This is a genomic window from Xenophilus sp. Marseille-Q4582, from assembly GCF_916700565.1.
In the GTDB taxonomy this organism is placed as follows: Bacteria; Pseudomonadota; Gammaproteobacteria; order Burkholderiales; family Burkholderiaceae_C; genus Xenophilus.
The window spans coordinates 447,487-460,225 of record NZ_CAKAKO010000006.1; the positions used below are offsets into that span (position 1 = coordinate 447,487).

Sequence of the window (12,739 nt, forward strand, 5' to 3'; positions counted from 1 at the left end):
GGGATCGAGGAATGGGAATCGGCCCTCGATTCGCCTGCCCGCGCCGGACGCAGGCGTAGGCGCTGGGCGCGCATGTTGGAAGCGCGTGACCGGACGGTGAATTCAGCAGGGCCGATTTCAGGAGAAATAATGATATTGATTCGCATCCATAAACACAATGCGACACAAAGCGCCACAGCAAGACAAATGAAGGCAGATGTCGCTTGAGCGCAACGCAATGATTGCGCGGTCGGGCCGCCCTGCATGCGGGCGGCCACGATCACCGAAAAAAGGGGATGAGAAAGACAGGGGCGGACCGGCGCTCCCGCGCCGATGTGCGCCCCCCGCGAGCGTCTGGCCCCTCAGCGCGGATGGGTGCGGGTCTCGCTCATCGCCTTGGCGATGCCGCGCAGGATGTGGATCTCCTCCACCGTCGGCTGGGCGCGGTTGAACAGCTGCGCGAGACGCGGCATCAGTTTCTTGGGCGCCTTCGGGTCGAGGAAGCCGATGTCCACCAGCGAGCGCTCCCAATGCGCCAGCATGCCCGCCAGCGCGGCGGCGTCGGCCGCCTGCGGTGCGGGCACGGCCTCGCGCACGGCAAAGCCGCCCAGCGCGGTGCGCCATTCATAGGCCAGCACCTGGATGGCCGCGCCCAGGTTCAGCGAGCCGAAGGCCGGATCGGTGGGAATGGACAGCGCCACATGGCAACGGTAGACGTCTTCGTTGCGCATGCCGAAGCGCTCGGAACCGAAGAGCAGCCCCACATGCTGCGGCGTGCCGGCCGCCACCAGCGATTCGAAATGCGCGCGCGGCGCGCGCGTGGGGGGGCCGAAGTCGCGCGGCACCATGGCGGTGGCGCACAGGTGCGTCAGGCCGTCCAGCGCCTCGTCCAGCGTGTCGACGATGCGCGCCTTCTCCAGCACATCCAGCGCCCCGCTGGCGCGCTGGATCGTCTCCTCGCGCCGCAGCACGTTGGGCCAGCGCGGCGCCACCAGCACCAGATCGTCGAAGCCCATGGTGCGCATGGCGCGCGCCGCGGCGCCCACGTTGCCGGCATGGCTGGTCTGGATCAGGATGAAGCGGGTTTTCATGCGGGGCGCGCGGCGGGACAGAAGGAAACCGCGCATTGTCGCCCTGCCCTGGCCCCGCGAAGGCCGCGTGACCCTCGCAGCCATGGCGCCCTCCGGAAACTGCGGCGATACCCTCAGGGCACCCGTGGAACGGGCTTCGCCCGGCCACTGGGTGCGCCCCCTTCGCGCAGCAGAAGGGGGAGCGGCGAAGCCGCCTGGGGGTTGCTTTGCTTATTGATCCGGCCTCAATGAACTTGACTCAAGCCGCATAGCGTACCGTGGCGTGCTCGAAGTACTTGCGGATGCGCTCGGGCTGGCGTTGCACGCTGCGAAGGTGCTTGGCTGTGGCTTTGGCCAGTTGCAGCTTCGTTCGCGCCGGTGCCAGCTTCGTGACCGCCTGCTTGATATCCGCATTGGCCATCTCATCCGGGTTCAACTCCGGGCTATAGCTCGGTAGGTAGAACACCTCGATGGCATCGGCATGCTCGGCCAGCCAGGCCTTGACCGGTTTGGCATGATGCACCCGCAGGTTGTCCAGGATCAGGAACACCTTCTTGGTCTGTCCCTTGATCAGCCGGCGCAGGAAGTCGATCAGGATTGTGGTGTTGAGCGCCCCGTCAAAGATGCGCCAGCGCATCTGCCCTTTGTTGGTCACGGTGGAGATGACCGACGGGTTGTGGCGCGTGTTGTTGACCCGCACCACCGGCGTCTGGCCCTTGGGCGCAAAACCACGGCCGCGTACATCGTCGCTGCGCAGTCCACTCTCGTCGCCCCAGTGAATTTCGGCTCCCTCGGCCTTGGCCCGCGCGGCAATGGCGGGGTAGTCCTCGTCGAGCCACTTCTTGACCGCCGCCGGTGACTGCTCGTAGGCCTTCTTCATCGGCTTTTGCGGCGTGAAGCCCCAGCGCGCCAGGTACTTGCCCATGGTGCGCACTTGCAGTCGCAGCCCAAAGCGCTGTTCGATGAGTTGGGCCACAGCGGCGCGGGTCCACAGCGCGTAGGGCATCTTGAGCTGATCGGGCGTCTTGTCGGCGATGAGCTTGCGCACCAGGGCCTCCTGGGCGGGGTCGAGCAAGCGGTTTTCGCCGAGCTTGCGCCCGCCAATGGCGTCGTGCAGCGCCTTGGCACCGAGCGCCTCATGGCGTTTGCAGATGTTGAAGACGCCTGTGCGACTCAGGCCGGTGAGCGCGGCGATCTTGTCGTAGGTGTTGCCGGCCTTGCGTAGCCGGATGACCTGAACCCGGCGCTCATGCCGCGCTTCGTGGCTCAACGATCTCATGTCAGTTGCTTGCATGAATCCGAGTTGGGGGCGGTGCAGATAAATTCAAGTGCACAAGGGCCGAATCAATAACAGGCCGTTGAAAAATCCCCTGCGAGCGTCCGCGTCGGCCGCTACGATCTGAAGCCATCCCGGAACAACTGCGACAAGAAAGATGAGAGGCAACCAAGACTTCCAGGGGGCGATGTTTAGCTACATCAGCCTTGAAGAAAGAGTGCCAGCGGCACACCCGCTGCGCAAGTTGCGCGCCGTGGTGGATGCGCTGCTGTCGAGCATGAACAGCGAGTTCGAAGCGGTGTACGCCCGCCGTGGCCGCCCCTCGGTGCCGCCGGAGATGCTGCTCAAGGCCTTGCTGCTGCAAATCCTGTTCTCCATCCGCAGCGAACGCCAGCTGGTCGAGGCGGTCAACTACAACCTGCTGTACCGCTGGTTCGTGGGCCTGAACATTGAAGACAAGGTCTGGGACCACTCCACCTTCAGCGCCAACCGCGAACGCCTCTTCAACGAAGACCTGGCGCGCGCCTTCTTCGAGCGCGTCAAGCTCAGCGCCCAGTGGGGCCGGCTTGCCAGCGACGAACACTTCAGCGTGGACGGCACGCTGATTGAGGCCTGGGCCTCGCACAAGAGTTTCAAACGCAAAGACGACGACAGCGGCACGCCACCCGGACGCAACCCCGAGGTGAACTTCAAAGGGCAGGAGCGCTGCAACGACACCCACGCCAGCACCACCGATGCCGATGCCCGGCTGTTCAAGAAGAGCGCGGGCGACAAATCTCGCCTGTGCCACATGGGGCACATCCTCATGGAGAACCGCAACGGGCTGATCGTGGATGTGGAGATCACACATGCCAGTGGCCCCGCCGAGCGCGAGGCGGCGCTGGCGATGCTCAAACGCCGGGGAAACAAGAACAAGCGGGCCACGGTCGGGGCCGACAAAGGTTACGACAGCCAGGCCTTCATCAAGGGCTGCCGAAAGCTCAAAGTCACGCCACACGTGGCGGCCAAGGACAAGCACTCGGCGGTCGATGGCCGCATCCGGCGCCACGAGGGCTACAAGACCAGCCTCAAAGTGCGCAAGCGCATCGAGGAGGCCTTTGGCTGGATCAAGACAGTGGGTGGTCTGGCCAAGACCAAATTGATCGGTCAGGCCAAGCTCGCGGGCCAGGCGCTGCTGTGCTTTGCCACCTACAACCTGGTGCGCATGGGCAGTCTGGGCGGCTGGTGGGACGCGCATCATGCGTGAACCATGGGATACGTGCGCCCGGAACGGGCAAAACGGCCTGCAAACAGGCCGAAATGGCCGCTCCAATCGCTGCGCAGGCCAGTTTGGGCGATCCGTTTCTTCGAAATCCACGACCCTGGCGCGTTCGATGAGCATTTTTTCAACGGCCTGTTAAAACGCGATGCGGGCGACGCTCTCGGCGGCGTCCTTCGGGTCCTTCTGGCCGTTCTTGACCGACACGTAGAGCACATTGCGCTGCGCGTCCAGCGCCAGGCTGTTCGGGTGCGTGGGCAGGCTCACCGTGCCCAGCGGTGCATAGCTGGCGCTGTCGTACAGGCTCACGGTGCCGGCTTCGCGGTTGGTCACGTACAGGCGCTTGCGCGGCGCGTCCAGCAGGATGCCCATCGGGCCCGCGCCGGTCGCAAAGCTGTGCAGCTGGCGGCCGGTGTTGGCGTCGAACACGGCCACGCGGTTGCCCGGGTGCTTGGACACGAAGCCCGGGATGCTGCTGCCCTGGTACTTGCGGATGTTCTCCGCGCCCTGGTCGGTCACGAACAGGCGCTGCGTCGCCGCGTCGAAGGCGATGTTCATCGGCTGCTCGGCGTCGGTCTGGATGCGCTGCGTGACTTCGAGCGTGCGGGTGCTGATCGTGATCAGCTCGCCCAGCAGGTTGGTCACGAACAGGCGCTGGCCCGCCGCGTCGAAGGCCAGGCCCGGCGCCTTGGCCAGGCCCAGGCCCGGGATGACCTTGTCCACCTTGAGCGTCTCGGTGTTCACGACGTACAACACGCTGGCGGTCTCGCCGCCGCCGTGGCCCTGCAGGAACAGGCGCTTGTTGACCGGATCGACGGCCAGCTCGCGCAGGTCCCGCGCGTAGCGCTGGACGTCCTTGCCGTTGCGGTCCTTGCCGGCGACCTTCTCTTCGAGTTGCACCACGCCGACCACGCGGTTGTTCACGATGTCCACCACCGTGACCGACAGGTCCACGGTGTTGCCCACGTACAGGCGGCCGGCCGCGTCGTCCAGCGTCACGCCGAAGCCCTTGCGCGCCAGCGGGATCTCGCGCTCGACGGCCAGCGTCTGCGGGTTCAGGCGCAGCACCTTGGCCGGGGCCGCATCGGCGCCGAAGCCCCCCGACGAGGCCACGAACACGGCGTTCTGCCGCGGGCTGTAGGCCAGCTCGTAGATGCCGCGGGCCACGGCCTGGCGCTGGGCCTGGGCCGGCTGGGCAGCCGCCTGGGACGCGGCGCCCGTCGCGGTGGGGGCGTTGCCTGCGCAACCGGCCAGCAGCACGCTCAGGGCCGCAGCGGCCAGCAGGGAGGATCGGAACATCATGTAGCAATACCTTTCAGGAGAGGGAAAGAAGGACGGGCCCGGCCCACAGGCCGGGTGCGGAAAAGAGAGACAGTGGGCACGCGCCGCCGCTCAACGCGCGCCACGCGGAGCCGCGCGGCGCAGGCGCCAGCGCTCAGTGCCAATCAGCGCCAGGAAGACCACGCCGGCGGCGAAGCTCGTGTGGCCCGAGAAGGACACCAGCCCCAGCGACCAGCCGCGCGTGCGCACCAGCAGCACCAGCGCCAGCAGCAGCAGCGCCCAGCCCGCCAAGCGCAGCAGTTTCGTCCGCGCAGGCGACAGGGGAGCCTTGAACAGGTCTTCCTGGTGGCGCTCCATGGCCAGGGCCAGGGCCGCGAAGCCCGGCACGCACAGTAGCAGGGCCAGCCCGTGGACGGCGGTCACGGCGCGGCCTCCCGCAGCGCGGGCTGAGCCTCAACACCCGCCGGCACCGGCTCAGGCGCCGCCGCCGGCCCTGCCTTGGCGGGCGCCCTGCGCACCGGGCGCGCCTTGGGCTGGTGCCGCTTCGTGCGGATCGCCAGCGCGGCATGCAGCAGGGCCAGGGCCAGCAGGCTCAGCTCCAGGCCCGCGAACACCCAGTCGCCGGCCGCCAGGCTGGACCACAGCGGCCGTTCGGTCGTGCAGGCATTGAGCACGGGCAGCAGCGCCAGCAGCGCCGCCCCGGCCCACAGCAGCTCGATCCAGGCTTTCTTCGCCGGACGCGCGAAGGCCCACAGCAGCGCCGCGCCCCAGGCGATGAACATGGCGTGGATCTCCCATTCGCGGCGGCCCGCCAGTTCCAGCGGCAGCAGGCGGTTGGCGGCCAGCATGGCGGCCATGCCGATGGACAGGCCCGCGATGGCCGCGATGTTCAGCCGCTCCACCAGCCAGAAACCGAAGTACGGCTTGTCGGGATCGGGCAGCCTGGCGCGGCGCTTGACGGTCCACATGACGAGCCCGCTGCCCACCATCGCCGTGCCCGCCAGGCTCACGAGGAAGTACATCCAGCGCAAGGCATCGTCGGCGAAGCGGCCCAGGTGCAGCGCATACAGCACGCCGCGCGTCTCGGCCGCGGCGCCCACCTGGTCCCTGGCCTCGATCAGCTCGCCCGTGGTGCCGTCGAACAGCAGGTACTGCGGGCTGTACGAGGCGCGGCCGTCGTCGCCGCGCGCGACGATCACGCGCGCGCTGCGGTCGCCCGGGTTGTTGACCGTGATGCGGTTGACGTTGCCCACGCCCCAGCGGGCCTCGCCCTCGCGCACGAAGGGGCCCACGGGCAGCAGCGCCGCCTTCTGGCCGGTGGGCTTCTCGGCCGGCACGAAGGCGCTCATCTGCGAGGTCATCTCGCGGCGCTCGGCCGGTGTCTTGAAGGCCACGTCGTTGCCCCAGGGCATGTACATCAGCATCAGCGTGATCAGGCCCGAGTAAGTGATCATGAGGTGGAAGGGCAGCCCGAACACCGACAGCGCGTTGTGCGCGTCGAGCCAGGAGCGCTGGCCCTTGCCCCAGCGGAAGGTGAAGAAGTCGATGAAGATCTTCTTGTGCGTGATCACGCCGCTGACGATGGCCACCAGCATGAACATGGCCGCCAAGCCCGCCAGCCAGCGCCCCCACGCCACCGGCATGTAGTGGAACTGGAAGTGGAAGCGGTAGAAGAACTCGCCCCCCGCGGTCTCGCGCGCGCTCACCTTCTCGCCCGTGGCGGGGTCGAAGCGCGCGTTCTCGAAGCCGCGGCGGCCTTCCACCTGGGGCTTGCGCCAGAAGGCCGAAGCGACGTTGGTGCGCTCGTCGGGCAGGCCCACGCTCCATTGCGGGCTGCCCGCGGCCTGCACGGCCAGCGTATCGATCACGCGCTGCGCCACGCCGGCCAGCTCCGGCACCTGCGACTGGTGCGCCAGCTCGGGCTGCATCCACTGCGAGATCTCTTCCTTGAAGTAGCTCACCGTGCCCGTGAGGAACATCGCATACAGGAACCAGCCCATGAGCAGGCCGGTCCAGATGTGCAGGTCCGACATGGTCTGGCGCAGGCCCGGCGCCTTCGGCGCTTTCTTCGGCATCGGTTCGGCCCGCTGCGGTGTGGCGTCGCTCACTGGAGTACCTTCGCCTTCGGCTGCGGAGCGAGCACCTGGGGGCGGCCCGGCGGTGCTCATGCAGCCCCCTGCCCTTTCCACGCCCACAGCGCGGCCAGCCCCAGGGGCACGGCCGCCGCCAACAGGCCCGCCCAGGCGTGCAGGGCCGAGCGCACGGCGAAAACCCAGACCACGGCCAGCGTGTAAATCAGGAAACTGGCCTGCATGCCGGTGAGCACGGCCTGCACCTTGTCCATGGGCAGCGCCAGCGCCGCCACGCTGCCCAGCGCCGCCAGCGCGTAGCCGCCGAAGAGCGCCGCAACGATGCGCGAGATCAGGGGCGCCGTGCGCCGCAGCGTTCCGAGCGCGCGCCGCGGCGCCGCGGCCATGGCCGCAGCAGAGGATGAAGTCATGGCAAACTCATTGAGAACAATTCTCATTGTAGTTGCAGCCGGCGGCGCAAGAACAGCACTCCCGGTAAAATCGCTGGTTTCGTCCGCGCGCATCGCCGTGCGGCAACGGCCCGCCGGCTCGTCCAGGCGGGGGCCGCCTCCCGCTCCTGCTGCTGTCCCGACCCGCGGATCGTCTTTCGCGGCTCCCTTCACGCGAAACAATTCATGTCGTCCAACCTGCACCCCATGCTCAACGTGGCCATCAAGGCCGCACGCGCCGCCGGCGCCATCATCAACCGCGCCGCCCTCGATGTGGAGGCCGTGCGCGTGTCGCAAAAGCAGGTGAACGACTTCGTGACGGAGGTGGACCACGCCAGCGAGCAGGCCATCATCGAGACGCTGCTGACGGCCTACCCGGGCCATGGCATCCTGGCCGAGGAATCGGGCAGCGAGCATGGCGCCAAGGACTCCGACTACCAGTGGATCATCGATCCGCTGGACGGCACCACCAACTTCATCCATGGCTTCCCGGTCTACTGCGTGTCCATCGCGCTGGCCTTCCGCGGCAAGATCGAGCAGGCGGTGGTCTACGACCCCACGCGCAACGACCTGTTCACGGCCTCCAAAGGCCGCGGTGCCTTTCTCAACGAACGCCGCATCCGCGTGTCCAAGCGCACGCAGCTCAACCAGAGCCTGATTTCCACCGGCTTCCCCTTCCGCGCCGGCGACAACTTCAAGCAGTACCTGGCCATCATGGCCGACCTGATGCCGCGCGCCGCCGGCCTGCGCCGCCCGGGCGCCGCCGCGCTGGACCTGGCCTACGTGGCCGCCGGCTATGCCGACGCCTTCTTCGAGACCGGGCTGAACATCTGGGACGTGGCCGCCGGCTCGCTGCTGGTGACCGAGGCCGGCGGCCTGATCGGCAACTTCACGGGCGAAGGCGAGTACCTGGAGCAGCGCGAATGCCTGGCCGGCAGCCCCCGCATCTACGGCCAGCTGGTGCCCATCCTGACCAAGTACTCCAAGTTCGCGGGCGTGGACGACAAGCTTGCCGCCACCGAGCGCGTGCGCAGCGTGGGCGGCACGGGGGGCTCGCGCCGCATGACGGGCGCGATCAGCAGCAGCAGCGTGGCGGCCGATGGCGGCGAGGTCGACCTGTACGCACGCTCCACCGTGGGCCTGCAGGAAGAAGCCGCCTCCCGCCAGGAAGAGGCTGCCGCCCCGGCACCCGCCAAGGCCCCGCGCAAGATGATCCGCGCCAAGCGCCCCGCGGCCGACGACGCGCAACCCTCGGTTCCGCCCACCGCCGAGTCGTGACCCCCTTGCAGCCCGGTGCCGCCGTGCAGCGCACGCGCGCCGCGCTGCGCGTGGCGCTGAGCCATGACGTGCTCAACGGGCTCACGGTGGCCCTCGGGCTGCTGCTGATCTCGGGCGGCGTGCACCTGTGGCTGGGCGCCGCGGCCGGCGCCGCCGCCTCCACCGGCGTGATCGTGGCGAGCCCGCCCGACCGCGCGGCCCCGCGGCGCGGCAAGCTGCGCCAGATGCTGCCGGCGCCGCTGCTGGGCATTCCGCTCTTCTTCGCCGTGCAGCTGCTGCACGGCATGCCCTGGCAGCTGGGCCTGCTGCTGGTGCCAGCCACCTTCCTCGCCTTCCTGGCCATGGCCTGGGGCAAGCGCGGCATCCCGGTCGCCATCGCCGTGATGCTGGCCATGGTCTTCGCCATGGCGATGCCGGCGCCGGCCAGCGCGCACGAGGCGCTGGTGCGCACCGGCCACATGGCGCTGGGCGCGGCGCTCTACGCCCTCTGGGCCACGCTGGTGAATCTGGTGCTCAACGCGCGCTACCGGCAACTGGCCATGGCCGACCTGCTGTTCTCGGTGGCGGCGCTCATGCGCACCGAGGCACGGCAGTTCAGCGCGCGCGACGAATCCAGCGACGTGCGCGAGGTGGCCGAGCCGCTGCTGGGCCGCCTGCTGGCCACGCAGGCCGCGCTGGCCGACCAGATGCAGTCGGCGCGCGACCTCGTGCTCGAATCCCCGCGCACACCCGCACGCCAGCGCCTGGCCGGCATGCTGATCACCGTGCTGGAGATGCGCGACCACCTGCTGGCCAGCGAACTGGACCTGGACAGCCTGCGCGAGCACCCGCGCCACGCCGCCGCCCTGGCCACCATGCGCGAGGTGATGCAGGCGTTGGCCGAGGACGTGGAGGCCATGGCCGACCATTTGCTGCTGCTGCGCCGGCCCGACGCGGTGGCCGACCGCCGCCCCCAGCTGGCCGCCATCCACGCGGCGCAGGCCGAGGACCATGCCGCGCTGCACGGCCCCTCGCCGGCCATGCTGGCGCGCGGGCTGGCCAGCCGCATCGGCCACCTCAACGACGAGGTGCGGCGCCTGGCCGAACTCGCGCGCGGCGAGCGCGCGCCCGACCTCGCCATCGTGCGCGCCAACTGGCAGATGTTCGTCAGCCCCACCGACTGGTCGCCCGCGCCCTTCCTCGCGCTGTGGCACTGGGACGCGCCGCCGCTGCGCCACGCCATCCGCGCCGCGCTGGCGCTGGGCACGGGCTACCTCATCGCGGTGCTGATGCCCTGGGGCTCGCACGACTACTGGATCCTGCTGACCATCGTGGTGGTGCTGCGCGGCAGCCTGGCGCAGACGCTGGAGCGCCGCAACGAGCGCGTGGCCGGCACCTTGCTGGGCAGCGTGCTCGCGGTGGCCGTGCTGTCCGCGCACCCGGGGCCGCTGCAGATGCTGCTCATCATGGCGCTGGCGCAGTCGGTGGCGCATGGCTTCGCAGTGCGCAAGTACGTATGGACGGCCATCGCCGCCACCGTGCTGGGCCTGGGCCAGGCGCATTTGCTCAATGCCGGTGCGGCCCCCACCTTCGCGCTCGTGGAGCGCATCGCCGACACGCTGATCGGCGCGGCGCTGGCCTGGGGCTTTTGCTACGTGCTGCCCTCGTGGGAACGCACGCAGCTGCCCTCGCTGCTCAAGCGCACGCTCGCCGCGCAGGCGCGCCATGCGCGGCATGCGCTGTCGCTGGGCCAGCTGCAGGCGCTGGACAACGCGCCCGAGCTGGCCTGGCGCCTGGCGCGCCGCGAGGCCTTCGACAGCCTCTCGGCCCTGGTGCAGGCCACCCAGCGCGCGCTGTCGGAGCCGCGCGCCGTGCAGCCGCCGCTGGCCCTGCTGCAGCGCCTGCAGGCCCACAGCTACCAGCTGCTCGCGCAGCTCAGTGCCGTCAAGACCATGCTGGTGCAGCGGCGCGACCGCCTCACGCTGCCCAGTGTCGAAGGGCCGATGCAGCGCGCCGCGCAGCGCATCGAGCAGGCCATCGGCGCGGCCGGCCTCGCCGGCCCGGAGGCGGCCGCGGCCGCGCAAGCCGACGCGGGCGCCATGCCCTCGCTGCCCACCGGGCCCGTGCGGCTGCCCGACCCGTTCGAGAACGACATCAGCCCCTGGCTGCTGCGCCGGCTCGACCTGGCCGTGGGGCTGGCCCAGCAGCTGGGCAGCGATGCGCAGCAGACGCTGCGCGCCTTGCAGGACAAGGCCGACGATGCGGCACTGCCGGCGCAAGCCGGGGAACCTCCGGCCGGGGCGGGGCTCCCTCCCCCGACGACGCTGCGCTGAAGGCGCGGCGCTCGCACGCGGCAGCCGGCCGCCGGGGGCGCCCCAGGCGCCCTTTTTCCCCCGCGCTCGAGGACTTTATTCCTGCATGACCTTCGACACCCTGACCTCCCATCCCTGGTTCGCCACCGGCGTGGCGGCGCTCATCGCGCTGACCGTCGCGCTCATCGTGCACCGCGTCGGCTCGCTGGTGCTGCTGCGCGTGACGCGCCCGCTGCCCACCGTCCACCTGCTGGTGCAGGCCGCCAGCCCGGCTGCGCGCTGCCTGCTGCCGCTGCTGGCGCTGCAGGGCGTGTGGCAGGCGGCGCCCGAAGGGCTGCCGGGGCTGTCGGGCCTGCGCCACCTCAACGCGCTGGCGCTGATCGCCAGCTTCACCTGGCTGGCGCTGCAGCTCATCAACGGCTTTGCGGACGCGGTGCTGCGGCGCCACCCGGTCGACGTGGCAGACAACATGCAGGCGCGCCGCATCCACACGCAGACGCGCGTGCTCTCGCGCACCGCGATGGTGATCGTGGGCATCATCGGCGCCGCCATGATGCTGATCACCTTCCCGGGCGCGCGCCAGGTGGGTGCCAGCCTGCTGGCCTCGGCCGGCGTGATCGGCATCGTCGGCGGCCTGGCCGCCAAGCCGGTGTTCAGCAACCTGATCGCAGGCATCCAGATCGCGCTCACGCAGCCCATCCGCATCGACGACGTGCTCATCGTCGAAGGCGAATGGGGCCGCGTGGAAGAGATCACCGGCACCTACGTCGTGCTGCGCATCTGGGACGAGCGGCGGCTGATCATTCCGCTGAACTACTTCATGGAAAAGCCCTTCCAGAACTGGACGCGCAACAGCGCCCAGCTGCTGGGCTCGGTCTTCCTGTACGTGGACTACACGACGCCGCTGGCGCCGCTGCGCGAGGCGGTGGAGCGCATCGTCAAGAGCGCGCCCGAGTGGGACGGCCGCTTCTTCAATCTGGTTGTGACCGACGCCACCGAGCGCAGCATGCAGTTGCGCATCCTGTGCACGGCCGCCAGTTCGGGCCTGGCCTGGGACCTGCGCTGCCGCGTGCGTGAAGGCGTCATCGACTTCATGCAGCGCGAATATCCCGAGCACCTGCCGCGCCTGCGCATCGAGGGCGGCCCGCAAACCCCGGAAACTTCGCCCACGCGCGCGCCGTTCACGGCCGTGCCGGCGAGCCCGAGCCCCTGACGCCGCCCCCCGCCGGCGGTGACGGGCGGCGCTCAGCCGCGCCCGCGCCGCCGGTCGGCCTTCGGCAGCTCCGCCGCCGCCACCAGCGTCTCGGCGCGGCGCTGCAGGGCCTCCAGTGCCTCGTCCAGCGCCTTCACGTGCGCATCGTCCAGCACGGCCAGCAGTTCCGCGTTGATGACCGTCACCAGCGGATAGAGCGCGTCGTACAGCGCCCGGCCTTCGGGCGTGAGGCTGAGCAGCACGTGGCGCCGGTCGCCGCCCGGCTGCGTGCGCGAGACCAGTTGCTTGGCCACCATCGAGCCCACGGCCTTGGAGGTCCGCGCGCGGTCCAGTTGCGCATGCGCCGCCAGCTGCGAGGAGCTGAGCGCCCCACGGCTGGCCAGCGTCGCGATCAGCCGCCATTCGCGCCGCGTGATGCCGAAGCGGCCCTCGCACAGCCGGATCACCATGCTGCCCGCCACGCCCAGCAGCCGGCTCAGGCGGTACAGCAGCAGGTCGTCCAGCGCGCGGGCGCCCTCGCCTTCACGGGGCGGCACGGTCGACAGGGTCATGGGGTTATTGATTCGGCCCTTGTG

Annotated in this window: 11 protein-coding genes; 4 read left to right on the forward strand and 7 right to left on the reverse strand. The window is 69.7% G+C overall.

Going from position 1 to position 12,739, the window contains the following annotated elements; all coding sequences use genetic code 11:
• Positions 1-341 precede the first annotated feature (341 nt).
• Together LG388_RS22300 and LG388_RS22305 are read right to left on the reverse strand one after the other, a co-directional pair.
• Entirely contained in the window at positions 342-1,070 is a 729-nt protein-coding gene (locus tag LG388_RS22300; RefSeq protein WP_225784758.1) for an RNA methyltransferase, read from the reverse strand.
• A gap of 238 nt (positions 1,071-1,308) precedes the next feature.
• Positions 1,309-2,343 carry an IS630 family transposase gene (locus LG388_RS22305; RefSeq protein WP_225784759.1) on the reverse strand — a complete coding sequence of 345 codons (1,035 nt, stop codon included), beginning with the start codon at positions 2,341-2,343 and terminating at the stop codon, positions 1,309-1,311.
• 139 nt (positions 2,344-2,482) lie between these two features.
• Between LG388_RS22305 and LG388_RS22310 the strand changes: the two genes are divergently transcribed.
• Entirely contained in the window at positions 2,483-3,571 is a 1,089-nt protein-coding gene (locus LG388_RS22310; protein ID WP_225784760.1) for an IS5 family transposase, read from the forward strand.
• A 150-nt stretch (positions 3,572-3,721) separates the two neighbouring features.
• Here the strand turns inward: LG388_RS22310 and LG388_RS22315 are convergent, their stop codons facing one another.
• The 4 genes from LG388_RS22315 to LG388_RS22330 form a co-directional block, all read right to left on the reverse strand.
• Entirely contained in the window at positions 3,722-4,885 is a 1,164-nt protein-coding gene (locus LG388_RS22315; protein WP_225784761.1) for a YncE family protein, read from the reverse strand.
• Positions 4,886-4,975: 90 nt separating this feature from the next.
• Complete coding sequence (locus LG388_RS22320; RefSeq protein ID WP_225784762.1) at positions 4,976-5,287, reverse strand: DUF3325 domain-containing protein; 312 nt, start codon at positions 5,285-5,287, stop codon at positions 4,976-4,978.
• Complete coding sequence (locus LG388_RS22325) at positions 5,284-6,939, reverse strand: PepSY domain-containing protein (protein WP_225785169.1); 1,656 nt, start codon at positions 6,937-6,939, stop codon at positions 5,284-5,286. The genes LG388_RS22320 and LG388_RS22325 overlap by 4 nt, the downstream gene beginning before the upstream one ends.
• 89 nt (positions 6,940-7,028) lie before the next feature.
• Positions 7,029-7,340 carry a DUF3649 domain-containing protein gene (locus LG388_RS22330; RefSeq protein WP_225785170.1) on the reverse strand — a complete coding sequence of 104 codons (312 nt, stop codon included), beginning with the start codon at positions 7,338-7,340 and terminating at the stop codon, positions 7,029-7,031.
• A 228-nt stretch (positions 7,341-7,568) separates the two neighbouring features.
• Here LG388_RS22330 and LG388_RS22335 point away from each other — a divergent pair, with 228 nt between their 5' ends.
• From LG388_RS22335 to LG388_RS22345, 3 genes are all read left to right on the forward strand, one after another.
• Positions 7,569-8,660, forward strand: coding sequence for an inositol monophosphatase family protein (locus tag LG388_RS22335; protein ID WP_225784763.1), 1,092 nt, complete (start codon positions 7,569-7,571; stop codon positions 8,658-8,660).
• Positions 8,657-10,972, forward strand: coding sequence for an FUSC family membrane protein (locus LG388_RS22340; protein ID WP_370630222.1), 2,316 nt, complete (start codon positions 8,657-8,659; stop codon positions 10,970-10,972). The genes LG388_RS22335 and LG388_RS22340 overlap by 4 nt, the downstream gene beginning before the upstream one ends.
• 85 nt (positions 10,973-11,057) lie before the next feature.
• Positions 11,058-12,164, forward strand: coding sequence for a mechanosensitive ion channel family protein (locus LG388_RS22345; protein WP_225784764.1), 1,107 nt, complete (start codon positions 11,058-11,060; stop codon positions 12,162-12,164).
• 32 nt (positions 12,165-12,196) lie between these two features.
• On the opposite strand, the gene LG388_RS22350 is transcribed toward LG388_RS22345, so the two are convergent.
• Positions 12,197-12,715 carry a MarR family winged helix-turn-helix transcriptional regulator gene (locus LG388_RS22350; protein WP_225784765.1) on the reverse strand — a complete coding sequence of 173 codons (519 nt, stop codon included), beginning with the start codon at positions 12,713-12,715 and terminating at the stop codon, positions 12,197-12,199.
• Positions 12,716-12,739 lie beyond the last annotated feature (24 nt).

What these genes read in the sequence shown, in the direction of transcription:
- LG388_RS22300 (WP_225784758.1), bottom strand. Translation starts at nt 1,070, where the DNA reads ATGAAAACCCGCTTCATCCTGATCCAGACCAGCCATGCCGGCAACGTG.
- LG388_RS22305 (WP_225784759.1), bottom strand. Translation starts at nt 2,343, where the DNA reads ATGCAAGCAACTGACATGAGATCGTTGAGCCACGAAGCGCGGCATGAG.
- LG388_RS22310 (WP_225784760.1), top strand. Translation starts at nt 2,483, where the DNA reads ATGAGAGGCAACCAAGACTTCCAGGGGGCGATGTTTAGCTACATCAGC.
- LG388_RS22315 (WP_225784761.1), bottom strand. Translation starts at nt 4,885, where the DNA reads ATGATGTTCCGATCCTCCCTGCTGGCCGCTGCGGCCCTGAGCGTGCTG.
- LG388_RS22325 (WP_225785169.1), bottom strand. Translation starts at nt 6,939, where the DNA reads ATGCCGAAGAAAGCGCCGAAGGCGCCGGGCCTGCGCCAGACCATGTCG.
- LG388_RS22330 (WP_225785170.1), bottom strand. Translation starts at nt 7,340, where the DNA reads ATGGCCGCGGCGCCGCGGCGCGCGCTCGGAACGCTGCGGCGCACGGCG.
- LG388_RS22335 (WP_225784763.1), top strand. Translation starts at nt 7,569, where the DNA reads ATGTCGTCCAACCTGCACCCCATGCTCAACGTGGCCATCAAGGCCGCA.
- LG388_RS22345 (WP_225784764.1), top strand. Translation starts at nt 11,058, where the DNA reads ATGACCTTCGACACCCTGACCTCCCATCCCTGGTTCGCCACCGGCGTG.
- LG388_RS22350 (WP_225784765.1), bottom strand. Translation starts at nt 12,715, where the DNA reads ATGACCCTGTCGACCGTGCCGCCCCGTGAAGGCGAGGGCGCCCGCGCG.